General features: G+C 59.9%; 18 protein-coding genes. 9 read left to right on the top strand and 9 right to left on the bottom strand.

The annotated features are described in order from the left end of the window. Window positions 1-242: 242 nt before the first annotated feature. Complete coding sequence (locus tag HGT1_RS09355) at window positions 243-1,178, bottom strand: LysR family transcriptional regulator (protein ID WP_176249641.1); 936 nt, start codon at window positions 1,176-1,178, stop codon at window positions 243-245. Window positions 1,179-1,276: 98 nt separating this feature from the next. On the opposite strand from HGT1_RS09355, the gene HGT1_RS09350 reads away from it, so the two are divergent. Both HGT1_RS09350 and HGT1_RS09345 read left to right on the top strand, forming a co-directional pair. Then, the gene (locus tag HGT1_RS09350) at window positions 1,277-2,902 is read left to right on the top strand and encodes an amidohydrolase (RefSeq protein WP_176249640.1); all 1,626 of its coding nucleotides are present in this window, start codon (window positions 1,277-1,279) and stop codon (window positions 2,900-2,902) included. Continuing rightward, window positions 2,899-3,774, top strand: a complete 876-nt coding sequence (locus HGT1_RS09345) for a GTP-binding protein (RefSeq protein WP_176249639.1) — start codon at window positions 2,899-2,901, stop codon at window positions 3,772-3,774. The genes HGT1_RS09350 and HGT1_RS09345 overlap by 4 nt, the downstream gene beginning before the upstream one ends. A gap of 62 nt (window positions 3,775-3,836) precedes the next feature. Here the strand turns inward: HGT1_RS09345 and HGT1_RS09340 are convergent, their stop codons facing one another. Then, a complete protein-coding gene (locus tag HGT1_RS09340; protein ID WP_176249638.1) occupies window positions 3,837-4,580 on the bottom strand; it encodes a folate-binding protein YgfZ in 744 nt (247 codons plus the stop codon). Window positions 4,581-4,646: 66 nt separating this feature from the next. Between HGT1_RS09340 and HGT1_RS09335 the strand changes: the two genes are divergently transcribed. Continuing rightward, window positions 4,647-5,321, top strand: a complete 675-nt coding sequence (locus HGT1_RS09335) for a TIGR04283 family arsenosugar biosynthesis glycosyltransferase (RefSeq protein ID WP_176249637.1) — start codon at window positions 4,647-4,649, stop codon at window positions 5,319-5,321. Window positions 5,322-5,350: 29 nt separating this feature from the next. Here HGT1_RS09335 and HGT1_RS09330 read toward each other — a convergent pair whose 3' ends face one another. After that, complete coding sequence (locus tag HGT1_RS09330; protein WP_176249636.1) at window positions 5,351-7,207, bottom strand: ABC transporter ATP-binding protein; 1,857 nt, start codon at window positions 7,205-7,207, stop codon at window positions 5,351-5,353. 163 nt (window positions 7,208-7,370) lie between these two features. Here HGT1_RS09330 and HGT1_RS09325 point away from each other — a divergent pair, with 163 nt between their 5' ends. Beyond that, complete coding sequence (locus HGT1_RS09325; protein WP_176249635.1) at window positions 7,371-8,579, top strand: alanine--glyoxylate aminotransferase family protein; 1,209 nt, start codon at window positions 7,371-7,373, stop codon at window positions 8,577-8,579. A gap of 43 nt (window positions 8,580-8,622) precedes the next feature. On the opposite strand, the gene HGT1_RS09320 is transcribed toward HGT1_RS09325, so the two are convergent. Beyond that, window positions 8,623-9,726, bottom strand: a complete 1,104-nt coding sequence (locus tag HGT1_RS09320) for a pyridoxal phosphate-dependent aminotransferase (protein ID WP_176249634.1) — start codon at window positions 9,724-9,726, stop codon at window positions 8,623-8,625. 94 nt (window positions 9,727-9,820) lie between these two features. Between HGT1_RS09320 and HGT1_RS09315 the strand changes: the two genes are divergently transcribed. Continuing rightward, window positions 9,821-9,988 (top strand): Tat pathway signal protein, encoded by a 168-nt coding sequence (locus HGT1_RS09315; RefSeq protein ID WP_255200157.1) that lies wholly within the window; start codon window positions 9,821-9,823, stop codon window positions 9,986-9,988. A 61-nt stretch (window positions 9,989-10,049) separates the two neighbouring features. After that, the gene (locus HGT1_RS09310) at window positions 10,050-10,841 is read left to right on the top strand and encodes a crotonase/enoyl-CoA hydratase family protein (protein ID WP_176249633.1); all 792 of its coding nucleotides are present in this window, start codon (window positions 10,050-10,052) and stop codon (window positions 10,839-10,841) included. Window positions 10,842-11,068: 227 nt separating this feature from the next. Here the strand turns inward: HGT1_RS09310 and HGT1_RS09305 are convergent, their stop codons facing one another. Further along, entirely contained in the window at window positions 11,069-13,990 is a 2,922-nt protein-coding gene (locus HGT1_RS09305; protein WP_176249632.1) for a valine--tRNA ligase, read from the bottom strand. Between the two features lie 186 nt (window positions 13,991-14,176). Here HGT1_RS09305 and HGT1_RS09300 point away from each other — a divergent pair, with 186 nt between their 5' ends. Continuing rightward, a complete protein-coding gene (locus tag HGT1_RS09300) occupies window positions 14,177-16,474 on the top strand; it encodes a xanthine dehydrogenase family protein molybdopterin-binding subunit (protein WP_176249631.1) in 2,298 nt (765 codons plus the stop codon). Between the two features lie 94 nt (window positions 16,475-16,568). Here the strand turns inward: HGT1_RS09300 and HGT1_RS09295 are convergent, their stop codons facing one another. Next, complete coding sequence (locus HGT1_RS09295; RefSeq protein ID WP_176249630.1) at window positions 16,569-17,054, bottom strand: PaaI family thioesterase; 486 nt, start codon at window positions 17,052-17,054, stop codon at window positions 16,569-16,571. A 72-nt stretch (window positions 17,055-17,126) separates the two neighbouring features. After that, on the bottom strand, window positions 17,127-17,993 hold the full coding sequence (gene metF, locus HGT1_RS09290) for a methylenetetrahydrofolate reductase [NAD(P)H] (protein WP_176249629.1): 867 nt from the start codon (window positions 17,991-17,993) through the stop codon (window positions 17,127-17,129). A 95-nt stretch (window positions 17,994-18,088) separates the two neighbouring features. Here metF and HGT1_RS09285 point away from each other — a divergent pair, with 95 nt between their 5' ends. Beyond that, on the top strand, window positions 18,089-18,994 hold the full coding sequence (locus HGT1_RS09285; RefSeq protein WP_176249628.1) for a LysR family transcriptional regulator: 906 nt from the start codon (window positions 18,089-18,091) through the stop codon (window positions 18,992-18,994). A 74-nt stretch (window positions 18,995-19,068) separates the two neighbouring features. On the opposite strand, the gene HGT1_RS09280 is transcribed toward HGT1_RS09285, so the two are convergent. Next, window positions 19,069-20,604: an MHYT domain-containing protein gene (locus HGT1_RS09280; protein ID WP_255200156.1), complete on the bottom strand. Its 1,536-nt coding sequence runs from the start codon at window positions 20,602-20,604 to the stop codon at window positions 19,069-19,071. A gap of 225 nt (window positions 20,605-20,829) precedes the next feature. Next, window positions 20,830-21,870: an NADP-dependent oxidoreductase gene (locus HGT1_RS09275; protein ID WP_176249627.1), complete on the bottom strand. Its 1,041-nt coding sequence runs from the start codon at window positions 21,868-21,870 to the stop codon at window positions 20,830-20,832. A gap of 184 nt (window positions 21,871-22,054) precedes the next feature. Here HGT1_RS09275 and HGT1_RS09270 point away from each other — a divergent pair, with 184 nt between their 5' ends. Then, window positions 22,055-22,840, top strand: coding sequence for an inositol monophosphatase family protein (locus tag HGT1_RS09270; RefSeq protein ID WP_176249626.1), 786 nt, complete (start codon window positions 22,055-22,057; stop codon window positions 22,838-22,840). Window positions 22,841-22,846: the final 6 nt, after the last annotated feature.

The raw sequence follows: 22,846 nt of genomic DNA, 5'->3' as shown, positions 1-22,846 counted from the left end.
GATATTTCACGCCTGTCCTCCTTCATTTTGCCAAATAAACTCCGGGGGTTTGGGGGCTGGCCCCCAAGGGCCGTTTTGTCTGGGTACCGCCCCCCAATCAATGTCCCGTCCGGATACCGGCCTCAACGCCCCCTTCATCTGGGTTCCGCCCAACGATCGCTCAGGTCGGTGATGATATTGACCACGACCACCATAGCCGCCGCGAAAAACAGCACGCCCAGAACCAAGTGGATCTGAGGCACTTAACCCGCGATGCCTGGCCGCAGCTCCAGACTGTCGAATTGTCCTTCGCGCACCAAGTCGTCCGAGATTTTCAGCACCGCTTGCAGCACGGCAGATTTCTCGTTTCCGGCACGATAGGCAAGGCCAAAGTCGGGTTCTTCGAGGTCGCCCAACAAAGGTCTCGTGACATAGCCCGACAGATATTCGGCATCCCCACGGTTGTGAATATTCATCAACGTATAACCCAACCCCGCTGCCACCATGCCGCGCAAGACCGAAGATGATTTTGAGGTATGCACGATTTTCGGGCGCAGGCCCTGACTGGTGAACAGCCGGTTGAAATAGCTTTGCGAGGCGGGCAGATCCAGCATCAGCATGGGCAGGTCGGCCAAATCGTCTAGGGTCAGGCCGGGTTTGGCGGCCAAGGGCCAGTCCGCGGGCAGCAACGCAAAGGGCCGGGCAAAGAACAAGGACCGGAACGGCTGATCCGCCGCCAGCCCGACGTTATAGGTCAATGCCATATCCACCCCGCCATCTTTCAACAGCTGCGAAATTTCCTGCATGTCGCCTTCTTTCAGGTCGATGCGGATAGACGGGTAAAGCGCCGAGATCCGTTTCAGGATCGGCGGCAGGACATAGGGGGCGGAGGGTTCGAAACAGGCCACGCGCAAGGTGCCGGTGGGGCTGCCTTGCAGGCTCATCAGCTCGCTTTCGAAATGGCGGCAGTGCTCAAGAAAGGCGACGACCCGCTTGCCCACTTCGCGCCCCGCATCTGTGGCAACGATGCCTTTGGCGGGGATACGGCGGAACAGGGCGGTGCCGATATTGCCCTCCATCAGGTCAATCGCCGCGGTGATGGATGATTGCGAGATATTCATTTCCTCGGCCGCCCGCGCGATGGAGCCATAGCGCAGCGCCGCATCGAAGTAGCGCAATTGTTTGAAGGTAAAGCGCATCGGTCATTCCCCTAAAATTGTGGGCTTTTCTAGACAGTAAATCTATTTTTCCGCTGAACCAAGCTGCGATAGCTGTGGAACGGAACATAGGGGGCATCATGTCGGATATCGTTGTTTTTTCAGCCAAAAAGATCATCACAATGGACATCAACCGGATGGAGGCGACCCATGTCGCGGTTCGAGATGGGGAGATTTTGGCCGTGGGTGATGCGACCTGTGCGGATCAATGGGGGGTGGTCACCCATGATGACGCCTTCAAAGGTGCCGTGCTGATGCCCGGTTTCATCGAAGGCCACGCGCATATGATGGCGGGCGCGATGTGGGAATATGCCTATGCCGGTTTTCACGACCGGATCGACCCGGATGGCAAGCTGTGGCCGGGGTTAACGGATATTGACGCGGTGATTGGCGGGCTTGCGGCATATGCCGAAACGCTGGAGGACGGCGCACCGCTGGTCGGCTGGGGGTTTGACCCGATCTTTCTGACCTCCGAACGGCTGAGCAAAAAGCATCTGGACCAGATCAGCCCCACGCGGCCCATCGCGATCATGTTCTCGAATTTTCATCTGATGTGCGTCAACTCGGCAGCGCTTGAACTGGCCGGGTTCGACCAGACCACCAATGCCGAAGGGGTGATCAAAGGCCCAGACGGCCTGCCCACGGGCGAGTTGCAGGAAATGGCCGCGATGTTCCCGGTCATGCGGCGTCTGGGGATCGATTTTCGCGGTCTCAGCCAGAAAGAAGCATCCATTCGCGCCTATGCCGATGTGTCGCGCCGGGCGGGGGTGACCACGGTGACCGACTTGTATTCCCAGATGGAGGAAGACGACGTGGCCACCATGTTGCGGGTCACGGGGGCGGATGATTTCCCCTTGCGTGTGGTGCCTGCCTTGGGGGCGATGGACGGGCCGAAAGCCATTGCCGACAAGGCGCAAGCGCTGGCCAAACGCAGCACCGACAAGCTGCGACTGGGCGCGGTCAAGCTGATGACCGACGGGTCGATCCAAGGGTGGACGGCTCGGGTGAAATCGCCCGGTTATGTGGGCGGCCAACCCAATGGCATCTGGAACACCCCGCCCGAAACGATCTTTGCGCTGGTTGACGAATTGCACAGCCGTGGCATCCAGATGCATATCCATGTCAATGGCGACGAGGCCGCCGAGGTGTCGCTGAACGCGATCGAGGCAGCCCTGCGCAAGCATCCGTGGACCGGCCACCGCCATGTCTTGCAGCACTGCCAGATGATGGGCCGCGATCTGTTCACGCGGGCCGCTGATATGGGGGTGTGCTGCAATATCTTTGCCAACCACATCTACTATTTCGGGGATCAGCACGCCGCCTTGACCATCGGCACTGACCGCGCTGAACGCATGGACGGTTCGCGCAGCGCGATTGATGCGGGCGCAAATATCGCGATCCATTCGGATGCGCCGGTAACGCCGATGGCCCCGCTGTTCACTGCGTGGTGTGCCGTGAACCGGCAGACCATGTCGGGGCGCACCTTGGGGGCCGCGCAATGCATCGACGTCGAAGAAGCGCTGTTCGCGATTACCATGGGGGCGGCCTATACGTTGAAGCTGGACAGCGAGATCGGCAGCATCGAGACAGGCAAACGCGCGGATTTCGTCGCCTTGGGTGATGATCCCTTGGCCGTTGACCCGATGGCGTTGAAAGACGTGCCGGTCCTTGGGACGGTGTTCGGGGGGCGTGTGCACCTGCTATGAGATCACGGCTGCCACTGACCGTGATCTCGGGCTATTTGGGGGCCGGTAAAACCACCCTGATCAACCGTTTGCTGGCCGAGGACCACGGGCTAAAGCTGATGGTCATGGTCAATGATTTCGGCGCAATCAACATTGATGCCGCCCTGATTGCCGATGCGGGCGACGATACGATGACCCTGACCAATGGCTGCGTGTGCTGCACCATGGGGGCGGATCTGTTCATGGCCATCGGGGATGTTCTGGACCGCCCGCAGCGCCCCGACCATCTGGTGATCGAAGCGTCCGGCATTGCGGACCCTGCCCGGATTGCCCAAGTGGCGCAGGCGGAACCGGAACTGGTCTATGGCGGCATTGCGACCGTGGTGGACGGCCAAAGCTATGATCGTTTGCTGCGCGATGGCCAGATCGGGGCGCAGGTGGCGGGGCAGGTCAGTGCTGCCGATCTGGTGTTGATCAGCAAGCAGGATGCGCCCGATCCGGGGCTGGCATTGCGGCTGGGGGTGCAGTCGCGGGCGCTGGTGGTTGATCTGGCGCAGGTCGATGATGTGGCACCGGTTGTTTTCGGGGTCACGGAACGCTCTGTCCCCGCTGTAACGCTGGCCCGGCACGCGGCCTATGTGGGGTGGAGCGATCACAGTGATCTGGCGCTGGACCATGCGACCTTGCGGGCGAAACTGGAAAGCCGCCCAAAAGGGGTGTTTCGTTTCAAAGGGTTCGTCGGTCACGATGGGGTCAGCAGCTGGGAAGTGCACTGCGTCGGGCCCAGCGTGAACATCAAGCCGGTCAAGACAGCGCAAGCCACCAGGGTCGTAGCGATCGGACTAAAGGCCGACACCAGCGCAGCAGAGATTTCAGCGTGGTGGCACGGCTGAGGCGCGGGCGGAATTTTTCAAAAATTCCGGTCCAAAATTTTTGGAAAATTTTGATCCCCGCCTCAGCCGTCTGTTACCATCGTCACCGTGGCACCCTCGGCCTGCATTGCCGCTGTGGCCCGGTCATAGCGCAGATAGGCCAGCGCATGGTCCCCCGCTTGGGTGAACACGGTGCCCGCCGGTTTGCCATCCGCCGAGATTTCGGTGCCTGCCTCGACCGGCGCGCTGATCTTGACCTTGGCCAGCCCTTTGCGCAGTTCTGTCTTGTGCTTCATCCGCGCTGTGACCTCTTGGCCCACATAGCAGCCTTTGCGGAAATCAACGCCATTCAGGCGTTCGAATCCCATCTCTAGGATGAAGCTGTCGGGGGTCAGTTCGGCACCTGTTTCTGGGATCATATATGCCACGCGCAAGGCATCCCAATCTGTCGTGTCATCGGTCTGTGGCGCATCGCGGTAGGCACGCCAGCCCATATTCGCATCGCGCGGATCGGCATAGCCGTCGGCGGGCGCTTCGCCCAATCCGCGGTGCAGATGCAGGCCGCTGGCCTCGATCTTCACGTCGGCGCGCAGTTTGTACATGCTCAGCCGTTGCACCAGCGCATCGGCGCTGTCGCCCGCGACATCCAAAAGCACATCATCGCCTTGCGCGGACAAAAAGAAATCGACGATGAACTTGCCTTGCGGCGTCAGGATCGCGGCATAGATCGGCCCTTGATCCAGTTTGTTCACGTCATTGGTGACCAGACCCTGCAAAAAGCTGCGGGTATCTGCGCCAGAGAGTTTCAGGATGCGGCGGTCGTTCATATCGCTTTTCCTTGCGTTTGATGGCATGACATATATCAGGCCGACCAAAAGCCGAAAGGGGCAACCATGCCTGCGCCAATAACCGTGATCATTCCGACGCTGAATGCGGAGCACAGTCTGACGGACTGTCTGACCGCTTTGATGGAAGGGGTCGATGCGGGGTTGATCTGCGAATTGATCGTGTCGGATGGCGGGTCAGAGGATGCCACGCGGATCGTCGCCGACGCTTGGGGGGCGCAGATCATCGAAGGGGCGGCATCGCGGGGCGGGCAGTTGCGCCGCGGCTGCGCCAAGGCCAAGGGCGAGTGGTTGTTGATCCTGCATGCCGACACGCAGTTGGCGCAAGGCTGGACAGGCCCGGTGATTGCCCATCTCAAGGGGCGCAAGGCCGGATGGTTTCAACTGCGTTTTGACAGCACCGGATTTGCCGCGCGGTTTGTGGCGGGCTGGGCGAATCTGCGCAGCCGCTTGGGGCTGCCTTATGGCGATCAGGGGCTTTTGCTGCCGCGCACGCTCTACCAGTCGCTGGGTGGCTATCCCGATCAACCCTTGATGGAGGATGTGGCCATGGCCCGCCTGCTAAAAGGGCATCTGACGCGCATCGACTGCGCTGCGATCACCTCGGCCGACAAATATCACAAGGCGGGGTGGCTGCGCCGCGGGGGGCGCAACTTGTGGAGCTTGATCCGGTATTTTGCAGGGGTATCCCCGCAAGACCTGGCAAAGGCCTATAGCAAATAAACCCGCGCCGATTTACCCGCAGCCCCGATTTACCCGAACAGACGCAGGCCAATCCGTTGCAGAAGGTTTGGCTCAGTCGGCTTGAGCCCCTTTTCCAACGCGCGCAAGGCATTCGAATTGCGCCGGTCCGAAATGGTTTTGCCATCCTCGAATTGCAGCCGGTACAGATCGGCATAGATGCCGCCGCGTGCCAGCAGTTCTTCGTGTTTGCCTTCGTCCATGATGCGGCCACGGTCCATCACCACGATCTTGTCCGCGCCGCGAATGGTGGACAGGCGGTGCGCGATGACGATTGTGGTGCGCCCTTGGGACAGACGGTCCAGCGCTTGTTGCACAACTTGTTCCGACTGGGCGTCCAATGCGCTGGTGGCTTCGTCCAGCAGCAGGATCGGCGTGTTGCGCAGCAGCGCGCGGGCGATCACGACCCGTTGACGTTGCCCGCCAGACAGCGCGGAGCCACGCGGGCCGACGCGGGTGTCCAGCCCGTGTTCCAGCTTGGGAATGAAATCGGCAACATGGGCCGCCTCAAGCACCGATTGCAATTCTTCCTCCGACACGTTTTCACGGCCCAACACGATGTTTTCGCGCAGGGTTTCATCGAACAACAACGCCTCTTGGGTCACGACAGAGAAAAGGCCGCGCAGGTCTGAAATGTTCATGTCCTTTAGGGCGACGCCGCCAATGGTAACGGTCCCCGATTGCGGATCAATCAGCCGTGTCAGCAGGTTAAAGATCGTGGATTTACCGGCACCCGATGCCCCCACCAGCGCCGTGGTCTGGCCCGCAATAGCGGTCAAGGACAGATCGTCCAGCACCTTTGCCTCGCCATAAGACAGGCTGACCCCGTCCAGCACGATGTCAGACGATCCCGCAGGAAGCGCCACCGGCTTTTTCGGGGATTTCAGTGTAACCGGCGCATCCATCAATTCCTTGATCCGCTCAAGGGCTGCCGCCGCCGTTTGCCACAAGCCGCTGATGCCGCCCAGGCGGCGCAACGGGCTAAAGGTGAAACCCATCGCGGTAAAGAAAGTCATGAACTGGCCGATGGTCTTGTCGCCGGAAATGATCTCGGAACCGCCGTACAGGATCACGGCCATGAAACCGATGCCCGACATGATGTCGATCATCCCCGGAATGGCGGAGTTGCCAAAGGCGGCGCGGACTTCGGTTTTCACATAGGTCTTTGTCAGGTCGCGGTATTGGTCGGATTGATAGCGTTCCAGCGCGTTCAGTTTGATCTGCACGATGCCGTGGAACACCTCGTCCAGACGGGTTGACAGATGCGCCCCCAGATCGCGCGCCTCGCGCGAGCGTGCGCGCACAAACCGTTGCGCAAGGGCGGCAGGCATCACCATCAACGGCACGCCGACGCACGCCAGCAAGGCCCAGACCGGATCAATGGAAATCGCGACGCCCAGCAAGACAAACAACCCGATCAGGTCGCGCCCCGTGCCTGTGATGATCGCACGCCACACGTCATTGACCGCGTTCACATCCGATTGCACCCGCTGGATCAGAAACCCCGGCGGGTGGGCCTGATGAAAGGCCCCGTCCTGCATCATCATACGGTTCAGCATATCAATCCGCATATCCGCAGCCGAGGTCTGGGCGATCCGCGTCAAAAGCACCTTTTGACCAATGCCAGCCGCAGCGCGTAGAACAAAAATTCCCACCAGCACCAGCCCGACCCATAGAAGCGCTGATTCATTGCCGGCGACAAAAACCTGATCGAACATGGGCTGCATCAGTTTGGCCAATGCCCCAAGGGTCGACCCTTCGACCGACATGAAAACAACGGCCAAAGCCAGCAGCCACAAGTGCTTTTTCAGGTAGTCGTGCCAAAGCCACGTAAGCAGCTCTTTGGAAGTATAGGTTACATCACTCATAAAAGCGGCCACGGTCCTTTGGGCTAGGTCCTGTATGGTTTACGCAGCCCGGCGGCGCAGGGCAAGCGTGCGGGCCTGAATTGGGGATCGGATTGTCCGATTGACCTCGCGGCGCACAGGGATAAGTTGCCAGTTAACACAGTCCCTGAAAGGCGCATTCCTGATGTCATCCCACCCCAATCTGTCGCATGGGCGCGGCTATCTTGCCATTCCCGGCCCCTCGATCATGCCAGAGGCCGTGTTGAACGCGATGCACCGGCCCGCGCCGAACATCTATGCGGGTGAATTGGTGGATATGATGCCGCCCCTGATGCAGGATTTGCGCGCGATTGCGAAGACGAAACACAACGTTGCCATGTATATCGGCAATGGCCACGCAGCTTGGGAGGCATCGCTGGCCAATGTGATAAGTCCCGGTGACAAGGTGCTGGTGCCTGCGACGGGCCGCTTTGGCCTTGGCTGGGGGGAAATGGCCACCGCTTTGGGTGCAGATGTCGAGGTGATGGATTTCGGCAAGCAATCCCCGATGGATCTGGCCCGCATCGCGGAACGCCTGAAAGCCGATACTGCTCACGAGATCAAGGCCGTGCTGGCCGTGCATGTCGATACCTCGACCTCTGTTCTGAACGATGTGGCCGGGGTGCGCGCTGCCCTGGACGCCGCCGGACACCCGGCGCTTTTGATGGCCGATTGCATCGCCTCCTTTGCCTGCGACCGTTTTGAAATGGACGCATGGGGTGTCGATATCATGGTGACGGGCTGCCAAAAGGGGCTGATGGTGCCCCCCGGCGTCAGCTTTGTGTTTTTCAATGACCGCGCCGCACAGGTGCGCGCCAAGATGCCACGCGTCAGCATGTTCTGGGATTGGGCCCCGCGCGCCAACCCGCAAGAGTTCTATCAATACCACTGCGGCACCGCCCCCACGCACCACATTTACGGCTTGCGGGCCGCACTTGATATGATCCATGCCGAAACGATCGAAGGGGTCTGGGACCGTCACACCGTTCTGGCGCGCGCCGTCTGGGCCGCCTGCGAGGCATGGGGCACCGACGGCACGCTTGCCTTGAATATCAGCGATCCGGCCCTGCGCAGCCATGCGGTAACGGCCCTGCGTCTTGAGGCCCCCCAAGCCACGCAATTGCGTGAATGGGTGCAGGCAAACATCGGTCTGACCTTGGGCATCGGCCTTGGCATGGCCGCGCCGGGCAGTGCGGAAAGCCACGGGTTCTTCCGGCTGGGCCACATGGGCCATGTGAATGGCCAGATGATCATGGGCCTGCTCGGCGGGATGGAGGCCGGAATGGCATCGCTTGGCATCAAGCGGGGCTCAGGCGCGCTGGATGCAGCGGCCAGGGTGATCGGCGGGGCATAACCCCGCCGCCGCGCGATCCGGCAGGTCTGCGGGTGCAGGCTGCTCAGGCCTTGCCCGCGTCCGCCAAGGCAAGGGGCAGGGCAGCGGCAAAGGCATCCAGATTTTCAGGTGTGCCACAGCTGACGCGGATGCAGCGGTTTTGCGGGGCGGCAAAGGGCATGCGCACAAAGATGCCCCGCGCAACCAACCCGTCAAGAACAGCCTTGGCAAAGACCCCGTCGCGCCCGCAGTCAATCGCCACAAAATTCGCGGCAGAGGGCAGCGGCACCAGGCCGTTGTCACGCGCGATCTCGGCAATCCGGGCGCGCGATGTGGCAATCTGCGCTTTCACATGCTCCAGCCAACCGCCATCTTCCAGGGCTGCCAGCGCGCCAGCCTGGGCCGCGCGGTTCATGCCAAAGTGATTGCGCACTTTGCCAAAGGCGGTGATCAGATCAGGGGCCGCAATCGCATAGCCGACCCTTGCACCCGCCAGCCCGTATGCCTTGGAAAATGTGCGCATCCGGATCAGTCGCGGGTCATCTGCCTCCAACACCGGCGCAGTCCCCTCCGGCGCGCAGTCCACATAGGCTTCGTCCAGCACCAGCAGACAGCCATCGGGCAGCGCGTCCATCGCCTCGACCAGATCGCTGCCGGAATGCCAACTGCCCATTGGATTGTCGGGGTTTGCCAGATAGACCAGCTTTGCATCGACCTCGGCTGCTTTGGCAAACAGCGCGGCAGGGTCCTCAAGGTCGCCGCGATACGGCACCTTGTGCAGCACGCCGCCAAATCCGGCCACATGATAGTTGAACGTCGGGTATGCCCCATCCGAGGTGACCACAGCATCGCCCTGCGCCACCATCAACCGCACCAGATAGCCCAGCAAACCGTCAATGCCTTCGCCCACGATAATATGGTCGGGTGTCACCGCGTGATGGGCCGCCAGCGCCTGGCGCAAATCAAAGCTTTCGGGGTCACCGTACATCCATTGCTGGGCCGCGGCCATTGCCTCGACCGCGCGGGGCGAGGGGCCGAATACGTTTTCATTGGCACCCAGCCGCGCGACAAAGGCACTGCCACGGGCACGCTCCTGCGTTTCAGGGCCCACAAACGGCACGGTCGAGGGCAGGGATTGGGCAAGCGGGGTAAGGCGAACATGTGTCATGCCACCCGATTACTGCATCCCTGGCCGCTTGGGCAAGCATTGAAAAACCGGCGCGAGACGCTTAGCTTCTCACCATTCGGAATTGGAGGGCTAGATGATGGCCAAACTCACCCGTCGCGGTTTTGTCGTGACAGCGCTGGCCGCCGGTGCCATCCGGACGGTCCCCCTTGCCGGGGCCAAGCTGGGCGGACGGCGTATCCTCACATTGGTCTACGATAAATCGCTTGGCATGATGCGCGCGGTCGAACGCTGGGTGCCGTAGCGTTTTGCTTTGCACGCCGGCTGATATAGGGCCAGATGCTGAAAAACCTCCGGAGGAACCTATGGCCCGCGTAACAGTCACTTATGTAAACCACATTGCCCATGTGCGCCTGACCCGCGCCGACAAGATGAATGCCGTGGATCAGGATATGATCGACGCCATCATCGCGGCAGGAACCGAAGTCGCCGCGTCTGATGCACGGGTTGTTGTGCTGTCGGGCGAGGGCAAGGCATTTTGCGCCGGCATCGACATCAGCGCGATGGGCGGCCTGGCCGGGGGCGATCCGTCCGAAAAGATGATGCCGCGCACCCATGGCAACGGGACCACCAACCAATGGCAAGAAGTCCCGATGATCTGGACCCGCGTGGGTATTCCGGTGATTGCTGCGCTGCATGGCAAGGTCTACGGCGCAGGGCTGCAATTGGCCCTCGGGGCCGATATCCGCATCGCGGGCCCCGATGCCGAAATGGCAGTGATGGAAATGAAATGGGGCATCGTGCCCGACATGGGCGGCATGGTGCTGCTGCCCAAACTGGTGCGCGGCGATGTCTTGCGGCTGATGAGCTATACCGCACAGCCGATTGACGCCGCACAAGCCGAACGCTGGGGGCTGGTCACCCAGCTTGCCGATGACCCGCTGGCCGCCGCAATGGAACTGGCCGCGACCATCGCCGGCAAAAGCCCGAGCGCCATCAAAGCGGCAAAACGCCTGACGGCTTTTGCCGAAACAAACGGTGCCGACGAGGTCCTGCTGGAGGAATCCCGCGAACAGGCAGATCTGCTGGGCCGTCCACACCAATTGGAAGTCATCGCCGCCGAATTCGGCAAACGCCCCGCGGTTTTCAAAGACTAGAAAACATTCAAAGACCAAAAAACGGGCAGCCCCGCCTGAACGAACAGACGGGGCCTTCCAAATGGACGATCTTCGCTTCCCAGCTAGGACCGCAGATCAAAGATCACTGATCTTGGTTTCCAAATGGTAAAAAATCCTCGCCGAAGGCAAAAAATCTCTTTTGGGGCTCCAGAAGAGAAAAATGCCTTCGGCGAGGATTTAAGTCCATTTGGAATTAAGACCGGTTCCTATCCCAATTCGGCCAGACGATCCAAAGCGGCCTGAAGCTGGTCTGCTTCTTCCTGGCGCGCATCCAGATTTCCTTGGGCTTCGGCGACGACATCGGCAGGGGCCGAGGCGGCGAATTTGGGGTTGTTCAGACGTCCCTTGAGGCCGCCGATTTCCTTGCCCAGTTTGTCCAGTGATTTTTGCAGGCGGGCTTTTTCCGCGTCGATGTCGATCAGCCCGGCCAGGGGCAGGCCAAAGGTCGCGCCGGGGGTCCCGATGGAGACGGTGCCTTTTGGGAAGTCATCTGTGCTTTCAAGGCTTTCAACGCGGGCGAGGCGTTTGATCATGGCCTCGTTACCATCCCATGCCGCTTTGGCAGCGGCGTCCATCGCGGTGCAGAGCATGGGCACTTTGAGGCCTGCAGGCACGTGCATTTGCGCCCGCGCCGAGCGGATCGATTCAATCAGTCCGATCACCCAGTTCAATTCGCGGTCGGCATCTGCGTCCAGCATGTCGGCCACGGTATAGGTTGGCCAATCGCCGTGGATCAGCATTTTGCCGCGCGCATCGGTATTTTGCCACAGCTCTTCGGTGACGAAGGGCATGATCGGGTGCAGCAGGGTCAGGCATTGGTCCAGCACCCATTTCAGGGTCTGGCGGGTTTCGGCCCCTTCCGGTGCATCGTCTTGCAGCAGGGGTTTGGAAAGTTCCACGTACCAGTCGCAGACCTTGCCCCAGACAAAGGCATAAAGCGCGTTGGCGGCATCATTGAAGCGGTAGTTTTCCAGCGCCGCATCGACTTCCTCGCGCACGCGGGCGGTTTCGCCGATGATCCATTTGTTCAGGGTGTGGCTGACCTGGGTGTGGCTGGTGTAGTTCACCGCTGGCACGTTGTCTTCGAACACGCCGTTCATTTCCGCAAAGCGGTGCGCGTTCCAGATTTTGGTGCCGAAGTTGCGGTAGCCTGCGATGCGCGCGGTATCGAGTTTGAGCGCGCCGCCCAGGGATGCCATCGCCGCATTGGTAAAGCGCAGGGCATCGGCCCCGTATTCATCAATGATTTCAAGTGGGTCGATCACGTTGCCCACGGATTTCGACATTTTCTTGCCCTTGGCATCGCGCACGAGGCCGTGGAGGTAGACGGTGTTGAAGGGGATCTGTTTCACCACGTCAAGCTGCATCATCATCATGCGGGCAACCCAGAAGAACAGGATGTCCTGACCCGTGATCAGATCGGAGGTGGGGAAGTACTTTTTCAGTTCCGGCGTGTCTTCGGGCCAGCCAAGCGTGCCGATCGGCCAGAGGCCGGAGGAGAACCACGTGTCCAGCACATCGGGGTCGCGGGTCAGCGACTTGTTCGGAGCCATTGCTTGTGCGTCGGCCTCGGATTCAGCGCAATATTCATTGCCTTCATCGTCAAACCAGACCGGAATCTGGTGACCCCACCACAGCTGGCGCGAGATGCACCAGGGTTCGATGTTGTCGAGCCAGTTGTAGTACACTTTCTCGCCGCTTTCGGGCATGATCTTGACGTCGCCATTGCGGACGGCGTCGAGCGCGGGGCCGACGATCTGGTCGGTGTCGACGAACCACTGATCCGTCAGCATCGGTTCGATCACCACTTTCGAGCGGTCGCCGAAGGGCTGCATGATCGGTTTGTTTTCGACGTAGGGAACGGTTTCGGTGACTTCGGATTTGTTGCCGTCTTCGTCCTTCACCGTGCGCGTCACGTCGTGCATGACCGCGAGGCCTTCGGCATTGATTTCGGCGACAACTTTGTCGCGGGCCTCGAACCGGTCGAGGCCACGATAGTCGTCGGGAACAAGGTTCATCGCGGCGATCATGGCCTCGTCGAATTCCAGTTCTCCGTTCGCGATTTTTTGGGCGGTTGCGGCTTCTTCGGCATAGGGTTTGCCATCGGTGCGCAGGGCGGCGCGTGTGTCCATGAGGTTGTACATGGGGATGCCGTTGCGCTTGGCGACCTGATAGTCGTTGAAATCATGCGCGCCGGTGATCTTGACCGCACCCGAGCCGAAATTCTTGTCGGGGTATTCGTCGGTGATGATCGGGATCAGGCGGCGGTGTTCTTTGGGGCCAACCGGAATTTCGCACAGTTTCCCGATGATGGGCGCATAGCGTTCGTCCGAGGGGTGCACAGCCACGGCACCGTCACCCAGCATGGTTTCGGGGCGGGTTGTGGCGATGGCGATATAGTCGCGGGTTTCGCGCAGGGTCTCGTTGCCGCCTTCGTCTTTTTCGACGTATTCATAGGTCGCACCGCCCGCGAGGGGGTATTTGAAGTGCCACATGTGGCCGGGCACTTCGGTGTTTTCGACCTCGAGGTCAGAAATCGCAGTTTCAAAGCGCGGGTCCCAGTTGACCAGACGTTTGCCGCGATAGATTTTGCCTTCGTTGTACATTTGCACAAAGACTTTGATGACGGCGTCATGGAAGTTTGGCGAATTCTCGTGGCCCACGCGGGTGTCGCCGGGGGCACCGGACATGGTAAAGGCGTTGCGCGACCAGTCACAGGACGACCCCAGACGTTTCAGCTGGCCCACGATGGTGTCAGCGGTGCTTTCCTTGTAGGCCCAAGCGTGTTTCAGGAATTCTTCGCGCGACAGGTCTGTGCGTTTGATGCCGCTTTCGGCCAGCTTGTTTTCGACGGCCAGTTGCAAGGCGATGCCTGCGTGATCCTGTCCGGGCTGCCAGAGGGTGTCAAAGCCGCGCATACGGTGCCAGCGCACCAGAATGTCCTGAAGCGTGTTGTTGAAGGCGTGACCGACGTGCAGCGACCCGTTGACGTTGGGGGGCGGGATCATCACGCAATAGGTCTCGTCGCGGCTGGCGTTTGCGCCGGCTTTGAAGGCACCTGCGGCCTCCCATGCTTTGTACAAACGGGTTTCGGCCTGGGCGGCGTCAAAATTCTTGTCGAGTGCCATGATCAGCGTCCTTCTTTAAACTTGAGGATGATCTAGCCGAGCAAGGCGCAAAGGGGAAGGCTGGCGCGTGGAAAACTTGGGCGCGCGCACAGGACGCGGGGTTTTGCCTGTGGTCGTCTGGACATCGCGGGTTTCAGGGCTAATGTCGGGCGCAACACTAGATGAATTTCCAAAGGATGCGCGCAAATGGATAAGTTCGGTAAAAGCCAGGCGGTCAAACGGGTCGAAGATGTGCGGTTTTTGACGGGCGAAGGGCGCTATGTCGATGACATCACGCCTGAAAATTCGCTGCACGCTTATTTCTTTCGCTCGCCTGTCGGGCATGGGGTGATTACATCTCTTGATGTATCTGACGCGCGCGAAGCCGATGGCGTGCACGCGGTGCTGACTGTTGAGGATCTGGAAGCGGCAGGCATGGATATTTCCATGTCCGGTGCGATTTTGAAAAACCGTGACGGAACAGACGGGGCCAAGCCGTTGCGTCCGTTGTTGGCCAAGGGGCGCGTGCGTTATGTGGGCGAACCGGTGGCGGCCGTGATTGCCGATACGCTGGAACAGGCCCGCGATGCGGCCGAACTGATCCTGCTCGAGGTCGAAGACCTGCCCACCCACATGGCGCTGGAACGGGGCGGAGAGGCGCTGCACCCCGAGGCACCGGATAATCTGGCGTTTGACTGGGGCATGGGCGACGAAGCCGCGACGCAAAAAGCGTTCGATGCGGCGGCCAAGACCATCAGCCTTGATGTGGGTGACAACCGGATCATCGTCAATTCACTGGAGCCGCGCGGCTGCTATGCCGAATGGACGAAGGACAAGCTGCATGTGGCCAACAACGCCCAAGGTGTCTGGGTGCACAAGGGGCACCTGAAACGTGCGTTTGGTCTGGATGACGACCATGTGAAGGTTACCAACCCCGATACCGGCGGCGGTTTCGGGATGAAGGCAGCGGCATATCCCGAATATTTCGCGGTCGCGCAGGCGTCGCGGGCCCTGGGGCGTCCGGTGCGCTGGATGTCCGATCGCACCGAAGCCATGCTGAGCGATAATGGCGGGCGCGATCTGACCTCGCTGGCCGAATTTGCCTTTGACGAGAACAACAAGATCACCGCCTATCGGGTGCGCACCAAATGCAACCTCGGGGCCTATAACAGCCAGTTCGGCCAGCCCATTCAGGCAACCCTGTTCAGCAAGGTCTTGATGGGGGTTTATGACGTGCAGACCACGTGGTTGCAGGTCGAGGGCTATTATACCAACACGGTGCAGGTTGACGCCTATCGCGGTGCGGGCCGTCCCGAAGCGATCTATGTGCTGGAACGCCTGATGGACCGTGCGGCGCGTGAATTGGGTGTGGACCCGTGGGAGCTGCGCCGGATCAACTTTATCAAACCCGAACAGTTTCCCTATACCTCTGCCACGGGCGAATTGTATGACGTCGGTGAGTTCGACCGCCTGCTGACCCGCGCTGCGCTTGAGGCCGACAACAACGGTTTTGCCGCGCGCAAGGCTGCGGATGCGGCCAAGGGGCTGCTGCGGGGGCAGGGGCTGTGTTATTACATCGAGAGCATTCTGGGCGATCCGTCCGAGGGGGCCAAGGTCGCGTTCAACGAAGACGGCACCGTGTTTATCTATGTCGGCACACAATCGAACGGGCAGGGCCACGAGACGGTCTATGCGCAGTTCCTGTCCGACATGACGGGCATTCCGGCTGATCTGATCCACGTGATCCAGGGAGACAGCGACCTGATCGCCCAAGGTGGCGGGACAGGCGGATCACGGTCTGTGACAACGCAGAGCACGGCGACACTGGCCACGGTGGCCAAGATGACCGAAGCCTTTACCGCGTTTCTGGCCGATGAAATGGGGGTGCCTGCCTCCGAGATCAGCTTTGACGATGAACGGTTCCGCGCCGAAGGGTCGAACATGACCCCCACCATGCTGGAGGTCGCTGATATGGCCCGTGAAAAGGGCCGCAACGATCTGCTGGTCCATCACGAACGCGCGACCTTGCCAGGGCGCAGCTATCCCAATGGCGCGCATGTATCCGAGGTGGTGATCGACCCTGAAACCGGCGTTGTCGTGGTGGACCGCTATACGGTGGTGGATGATTTCGGCAATCTGATCAACCCGATGCTGGCCGAGGGCCAGGTGCATGGCGGGGTTGTGCAGGGCATCGGACAGGCGATTCAGGAGCATGTGGTCTATGACGAGGATGGCCAGCTTTTGACGGCATCCTTTATGGATTACGCGATCCCGCGTGCGGCGGATGTGCCGTTTATCACGTTCAATTCGGAGCCGGTGCCCTCGACCGCGAACCTGATGGGGATGAAGGGCTGTGGCGAGGCCGGCACTGTTGGTGCCCTGGCCGCGATTTCGAATGCGGTACAGGACGCGCTGTGGGATCAGGGGGTGCGTCAGGCCGATATGCCATTCACACCGCATAAGGTCTGGGAATTGCTGAACAATCAGGCGATTGCTGCTGAATAGCTGTTGGTCTGTCCGAGTGTAGGCGGGGAGGGGGCGCTGCCCCCGGCCCTGACGGGCCACCCCCGGGATATTTTCGAGCCAGAGAAGCTGCGGGTTATTTCACGATCTGCATAACGATGCAGGTGGTGGAGCCTGTGGCGTAAAGGCGGCCGTCTTCGACACCGCGTATTTCGCCATGGGCGACACCTGTGGATCGGCCAACGTGGTCGGTGGTGCCGATGCATTCGATCTGGGTGCCCAGGGGAATGCCGCGCAGGATGTTGATTTTATATTCCAGCGTTGTGTAGATCGAGCCGCGCGGAACCTTTGTTTGCACAGCGCAGGCCATCGCGGAATCGAGCAGCGTGCCGTACCAGCCGCCGTGGACTGTGCCCAAGGGGTTGGTCACGTTGAATTCAGGAGCACCGCGAAAGACGGCGCGCCCTTCGGAGACGTCGTGAAGCACGTAGCCCATGGTTTGACCGATGGGCGGGCCGGGGTTGGTGCCGTCGAGAATTTTCTGCATGAATTCAAGGCCTGAAAGCTTTAGCGCTTCGGCTTGGGGCAGCAGGTCTTGGGGGCCTTGGGCGACACGTGGCATAAAAAATCTCCGGCAATTGCGTGCCGGAGAAGCTTGTTGAATTTGCCGCCCGAGGGCAAGGCGAGTTTGGTCTTACGCCACGTCCGAAAGCGCGGTCTGTGCTGTGACGCCAAGGGCGCGGCAGACGCTGCGGGTCAGTTCGGGGCGGTTGAGCGTGTAGAAATGCAGGTTCTCGACGCCTTCATCGACCAGTTTGCTGCACATTTCGGTGCACAGGGCGGTGGAGAGCAGATCGTGGCGGTCATCGCGGATTGCGGTTTCAAAGGCGTCATCCAGCCATGCGGGAACCGAGGTGCCGCAGCGCGTTGCAAAGCCGCGGGCGGATTTCCAGTTGGTGATGGGCATGATGCCTGGGGTGATCGTCTTGGTGATGCCAGCCGCCGCGCAGTCATCGCGGAACCGCAGGAAGGTATCGGCGTCAAAAAAGAACTGGGTGATCGCTTCGTCTGCGCCGGCGTCGAACTTGCGCTTGAGCCATTCGATGTTTTGCGCCTGATCCGCGCTTTCGGGGTGCGGTTCGGGATAGGCACCGATGCGCAGGGTGAATTTACCGGTGGCGGCCAGCGCCTCGATCAGTTCGACGCTGTTGGCAAAACCTTCGGGGTGCGGGGTGAACACCTTGGCACCGTTTTCGGGATCGCCGCGCAGGGCAACAATATCGGTCACGCCGATCTCGGCAAAGCTGTTGGCGACTTCCATGGTTTCGGCCTTGCTGGCCCCGACGCAGGTCAGATGGGCCGCCACGGGCAGGCCCGAGGTGCGGCGCAGCACATGGGCGGAATCATGGGTCAGATCGCGGGTCGTGCCGCCAGCGCCATAGGTGACCGAGAAGAAGCGTGGTGCCAGAGGGGCCAACGCCTGTGCTGTATCCCAAAGACGGAAAGACGCATCGACAGATTTGGGTGGGAACACTTCGAAGGAGACGGCGGGGCTGGTCATTTTTAAGATCCTATTCTGGCTTTCATCTCTTGTCGCACAGATGGAGTTGTGAAACAAACTCATAACTTTCATCTTCAACATGAGGAGCGCCTCATATGCATATTGAGTTCCGTCACCTGCGTACCATTCAGGCCATCCACGAGGCGGGCGGGTTGGCCCGTGCTGCCGAGCAGATGAACATCACGCAATCCGCGCTGTCGCATCAGGTCAAGGGGCTTGAGGATCAGGCGGGGGTCGAGCTGTTTGTGCGCCGGTCCAAGCCGCTGAAATTGTCGCCTGCGGGGCTGCGTTTGCTGAAGCTGGCGCAGCAGGTCTTGCCACAGCTTGAGGCCGCGCAGGCCGAGTTTATGGGGTTGCGGGCGGGCAGCACCGGGCGGATGCACATCGCAATCGAATGCCACGCCTGTTTTGAATGGCTGTTTCCGGTGTTGGAGCAGTTTCGCAAATCGTGGCCGGATGTGGATGTGGATATTCGCCCCGGTCTTGCGTTCGATGCCCTGCCTGCCTTGTTGCGCGAAGAGGTCGATCTGGTGGTGTCGTCTGACCCCGAAGAGTTGCCGGGCGTCGAATTTGTCGAACTTTTCGACTATCAGGCGGTGTTTGTTGCAGCCAGCAGCCATCCTTTGGCCAAGAAGAAATTCATCGAGGCCAAGGATTTCAGGACAGAGACCTTGATCACCTATCCGGTGGAACGGACGCGGCTGGATGTGTTCAGCCAGTTGCTGATACCGGCCAAGGTCGAGCCCTTGGCGATCCGGCAGGTGGAATTGACGGCGGTGATCTTGCTGCTTGTTGCATCCAATCGTGGGGTGGCGGTGCTGCCCGACTGGGTGGTGCGCGAGGTCAAATACAGCAATGATTACGTTACCCGGCCGCTGACCGAGAAGGGGATCACCCGCAGGCTTTATGCAGCGGTGCGGCAGGACGATCTGGGCAAGCCCTATATGGACAAGCTGCTCAAGCTGGCGGGGCAAGAAGCGCGCAAGCTCCAGCAAAGCTGACCTGTCGGTTGCGGGGAGGCGCGGCCATGTTGCCCTAAGATCGTCGGGGCAACTGGTTGCGGCGGCGGGGTCGTTCAGGCGGTTGCCTTTAGCGGTGTGGGATCAACCGCGCTTTGGGGCATGGCGACGGTGAATTTTGCGCCAGCGCCGGGGCTGCTTTGGACCGTCAATTCGGCCCCATGAGCGGCGGCCAGGCTTTTGCACATGGCAAGGCCAAGGCCTGTGCCGCCTTCAAGCCGGTTGTCTTGCGGTTCGAGCTGCTGGAATGCGCCGAAAATCAGGGCCTGAGCGTCTTGAGAGATGCCGCAGCCATTGTCTTGGACTTCGATATTGAAACCGTTTTCCGTCACATAGGCGCGCAGAATGATTTCATCCGCCTTTGAAAACTTGAATGCGTTCCCGACGAGATTGACAAGTATCTGATGACAGCGCTGGTAATCTGCAAATGCGATGACGCCGTCACACTCGACCTTGATGGCGAAAGATTTTTCTGCGGCCATAATCGAGAACTGATCCCGGACCTTTTCCAAAAGCGACCCTATGGGGAATGATCGTTTCTCCAGTTTGAGATCGCCAAGCTCAAGACTGGTGTAGTCCAGAATCTCGTTTATCATCTTGAGAAGATGGCTTGCCGCGACTGAAATCTTTTCGCCGTAAAGTTCGGCTTGATCCCCCAATCGGTTGTCATTGAAAGAGACCACAGTTTCGATGGATGGCGATTTCTTGGCGTTCACCTCTTTGAGTTTGGCCAAGATGCCCGCATAGCCGATGATGATCGAAAGCGGTGTTCTGAGTTCATGGCTCAGGATACCCAAAAATTCGGATTTCGCGCGGCTGGCGCTTTCTGCTGCATTCCTGGCTTCGGTCAGTTCGGCGATATTTTCCGTAAAGGTGCGGTTTTCAATCACATAGCCCAGCAGCGCGCCCATAACGATGATCATGGCCGTGCCCGTGATGGCCAAAGCAAGGATCTTGAACGCCTCGGGATTGGTGAAGTCGCCGGTAATATTGATCGGGTCCACATTGAATGCCGTCATGCCGGTGAAATGCAGGCTGATGATGGCGCAGGTCAGTGCGATCACCATGAGGTATTCGCCGGATTGTTTTGCCCTTTGTCCGAACACAAGAGCAGCAGAGGCGAAAACCGTCGCAAGAATAACCGAGGCGACCAGATAGCCGTAATCCCAAAACACGATCCCCTGCACGCGGTATGCGATCATGCCCGCATAATGCATGCTGGCAATCGCAAGGCCCAGCACGGCACCGCCGATGGCTGGGGCAAAGCGGATCCGGGTGGTTGTGGAAAGGAATATCCCCGCCGCACTGCCCGCGACTGCGATCAGAAACGAGACAAGGGTGAGCGTCAGGTCGAAATCAACCGGCGCGTCGGGTTGAAACCCCAGCATGGCCACAAAATGCGTGCACCATATCGAAATGCCCGCCGTAAGGGCGGTCAAAAAATTCCATGATATCGCATGGTGATGCGATCTATGTCGCGCGTGCCGGTACAGTCTGGAGGTCACCCAGCTTCCGAACGCACATAAAATAGCGGCCAGAATGACCAGGCTGACATCATGTTGCATCGCAATGCATGAGATGATTGTCATCATTGTTAAAAACTTTCACTCGTCGGAATCGGCTATCTTCAATTCCCCTTATACGAGAAAATGGGGCGGAATTTGGGCTGATATCCGATTTCCGCCGCGATCCGCGCGTGACCATGGGTCAAGTGGGGGGTGATCTGACCCCTTATGTACTGGTTTTCCTGAAAAAATGATTAATTCTAGCGTATTAGCTAAAATTGTCGGGGGCCATTTGCCCCCGACCTTGAAGGTTTAGATGACCTTGACGATGGCCTTGCCGTTGTTGCCGCCAGTCAGCAAATCCATGAACGCTTGTGGCGCGTTTTCCAGACCTTCGGTGATGTCTTCCTGAACCGCAATCGACCCGTCTGCAACTTTGGGGGCGACCTCTTTCAGGAAGTTGGGGAAGTTCGCCCAGTGGTTCGAAATGATAAAACCGTTCACGCTGAGGAAGTTCACAAGAATGGTGCGCCACAGTTTCGGGGCGGTCAGCGCCTGTTCGGCTGCATTCGCGCCCAGACCACCGGCGTTATACCATGCGATCATGCCGCAGATCGGGATGCGGCCAAAGGGGTTCATCAACGGGATCACGGCTTCAAGCACCTTGCCGCCGACATTCTCGAAATAGATGTCGATGCCTTTGGGGCAGGCTTCTTTCAACGCGGCGCTCAGGGATTTGGCATCCGGATAGGCACGGTGGTCCAGACATTCGTCAAAGCCAAAGTGGTCCTTGGCCGTGGCGCATTTATCAGCGCCCCCCGCGATGCCGACCACACGCAAGCCATGGGCCTTGGCGATCTGGCCCACCATCGACCCGACCGGACCTGTGGCGGCGGCAACGACCAGCGTTTCGCCAGCTTTGGGGCGACCATATTCCATCAGACCCTGCCAGCCGGTAAAGCCGGGCATGCCCAATACGCCCAGCGACGTGGTGATCGGGGCCTGCGCGGGGTCGACCTTGCGCAGCATCTTGGCTGGTTGCACGCCATGGGTGGCCCAGCCGAACATGCCAAAGGCGAAATCGCCCGGTTTGAAATCCGGGCTGTTGGACGCGATGACCTCACCTACGGCCCCGCCTTCCATGGTGCCGCCGATGGGCACGGGGGCGGCATAGGATTTCGCATCATCCATGCGGCCGCGCATATAGGGGTCAAGTGACATGTAGTGGACGCGCACCAGCACTTCGCCGTCACCCGGCGTTGGGACGGCGGATTCCTCAAGGCGAAAGTTCGCGGCTGTAGGCGCGCCATCAGGGCGCGATGCCAAGACGATATGTTTCATTGTATCGGTCATTTCGGGGTCCTCCGGTTGTTTCCTTGGGGGCACCGTATCTGGAAAGCATTGGCGCGCAAGCGGCGTTCAGACGACACGTTGCGTCAGAGGCCGGGTTGCACCGATCGGGCTTTGGCAATCTGGCCCTTGGCAATCGGGGCTTGCGGGCTTAAAGGGAGGGCTGATTGAATGAAGGGCGCGGAAAATGGTTGGCAGTGCAAATCTAAACATCATGATCAAGGCAGCGCGGCGCGCAGGCCGCGGGCTGGTCAAGGATTTCCGTGAGGTAGAGAACCTTCAGGTGTCTATGAAAGGTGCAGGCGACTTTGTCAGCCGCGCCGATATACAGGCCGAAAAGACCATCAAGGAAGAATTAATGGGCGCCCGCCCCACCTATGGCTGGTTGGCCGAAGAAGGTGGCGGCGACGAGGGTCAGGACCCCACACGCCGCTGGATCGTGGACCCGCTGGATGGCACAACCAACTTCTTGCACGGTTTGCCCCATTGGGCGATTTCCATCGCGTTGGAACACAAAGGCCAGATCGTGGCCGGCGTGGTGTTTGACCCCGCCAAGGACGAGATGTTCTTTGCCGAAAAAGGGGCCGGTGCCTGGATGAACGACATGCGTTTGCGTGTTTCGGGCCGTCACCGGATGATCGAATCCATCTTTGCCACGGGCCTGCCTTTTGCCGGCCGTGCCGATTTGCCTGACACGCTGCGCGATCTTGGGCGCATTTTGCCGGTTTGTGCGGGCGTGCGGCGTTGGGGCTCTGCGGCGCTGGATTTGGCATATGTTGCGGCGGGCCGCTATGACGGATATTGGGAACGTCGCCTGAATTCATGGGATCTGGCGGCAGGCATGCTGATTGTGCGCGAAGCGGGTGGCATGGTTGAACCGATGAACCCGAATGGCGACATTCTGGCAGACGGCGAGATTGTCTGCGCGAACGAGGCGTTGTTCTCGGGCTTTGCGAAAATCGCACGCGGTTGAGTGCTT

Source organism: Sulfitobacter sp. HGT1, from assembly GCF_013282155.1.
Lineage (GTDB): Bacteria > Pseudomonadota > Alphaproteobacteria > Rhodobacterales > Rhodobacteraceae > Sulfitobacter.
Note: the sequence above shows the minus strand (reverse complement) of the source record. Positions and strands in the feature narration are given on the sequence as shown.

Bases quoted from the DNA above. Each gene is read 5' to 3' on its own strand.
- HGT1_RS09285 (WP_176249628.1), top strand. From the start codon at position 18,089: ATGCATATTGAGTTCCGTCACCTGCGTACCATTCAGGCCATCCACGAG.
- HGT1_RS09340 (WP_176249638.1), bottom strand. From the start codon at position 4,580: ATGAACGACCGCCGCATCCTGAAACTCTCTGGCGCAGATACCCGCAGC.
- HGT1_RS09325 (WP_176249635.1), top strand. From the start codon at position 7,371: ATGTCATCCCACCCCAATCTGTCGCATGGGCGCGGCTATCTTGCCATT.
- HGT1_RS09280 (WP_255200156.1), bottom strand. From the start codon at position 20,604: ATGATGACAATCATCTCATGCATTGCGATGCAACATGATGTCAGCCTG.
- HGT1_RS09355 (WP_176249641.1), bottom strand. From the start codon at position 1,178: ATGCGCTTTACCTTCAAACAATTGCGCTACTTCGATGCGGCGCTGCGC.
- HGT1_RS09350 (WP_176249640.1), top strand. From the start codon at position 1,277: ATGTCGGATATCGTTGTTTTTTCAGCCAAAAAGATCATCACAATGGAC.
- HGT1_RS09315 (WP_255200157.1), top strand. From the start codon at position 9,821: ATGATGGCCAAACTCACCCGTCGCGGTTTTGTCGTGACAGCGCTGGCC.
- HGT1_RS09335 (WP_176249637.1), top strand. From the start codon at position 4,647: ATGCCTGCGCCAATAACCGTGATCATTCCGACGCTGAATGCGGAGCAC.
- HGT1_RS09270 (WP_176249626.1), top strand. From the start codon at position 22,055: ATGGTTGGCAGTGCAAATCTAAACATCATGATCAAGGCAGCGCGGCGC.
- HGT1_RS09275 (WP_176249627.1), bottom strand. From the start codon at position 21,870: ATGACCGATACAATGAAACATATCGTCTTGGCATCGCGCCCTGATGGC.
- HGT1_RS09300 (WP_176249631.1), top strand. From the start codon at position 14,177: ATGGATAAGTTCGGTAAAAGCCAGGCGGTCAAACGGGTCGAAGATGTG.
- HGT1_RS09320 (WP_176249634.1), bottom strand. From the start codon at position 9,726: ATGACACATGTTCGCCTTACCCCGCTTGCCCAATCCCTGCCCTCGACC.
- HGT1_RS09330 (WP_176249636.1), bottom strand. From the start codon at position 7,207: ATGAGTGATGTAACCTATACTTCCAAAGAGCTGCTTACGTGGCTTTGG.
- HGT1_RS09305 (WP_176249632.1), bottom strand. From the start codon at position 13,990: ATGGCACTCGACAAGAATTTTGACGCCGCCCAGGCCGAAACCCGTTTG.
- HGT1_RS09310 (WP_176249633.1), top strand. From the start codon at position 10,050: ATGGCCCGCGTAACAGTCACTTATGTAAACCACATTGCCCATGTGCGC.
- metF (WP_176249629.1), bottom strand. From the start codon at position 17,993: ATGACCAGCCCCGCCGTCTCCTTCGAAGTGTTCCCACCCAAATCTGTC.
- HGT1_RS09295 (WP_176249630.1), bottom strand. From the start codon at position 17,054: ATGCCACGTGTCGCCCAAGGCCCCCAAGACCTGCTGCCCCAAGCCGAA.
- HGT1_RS09345 (WP_176249639.1), top strand. From the start codon at position 2,899: ATGAGATCACGGCTGCCACTGACCGTGATCTCGGGCTATTTGGGGGCC.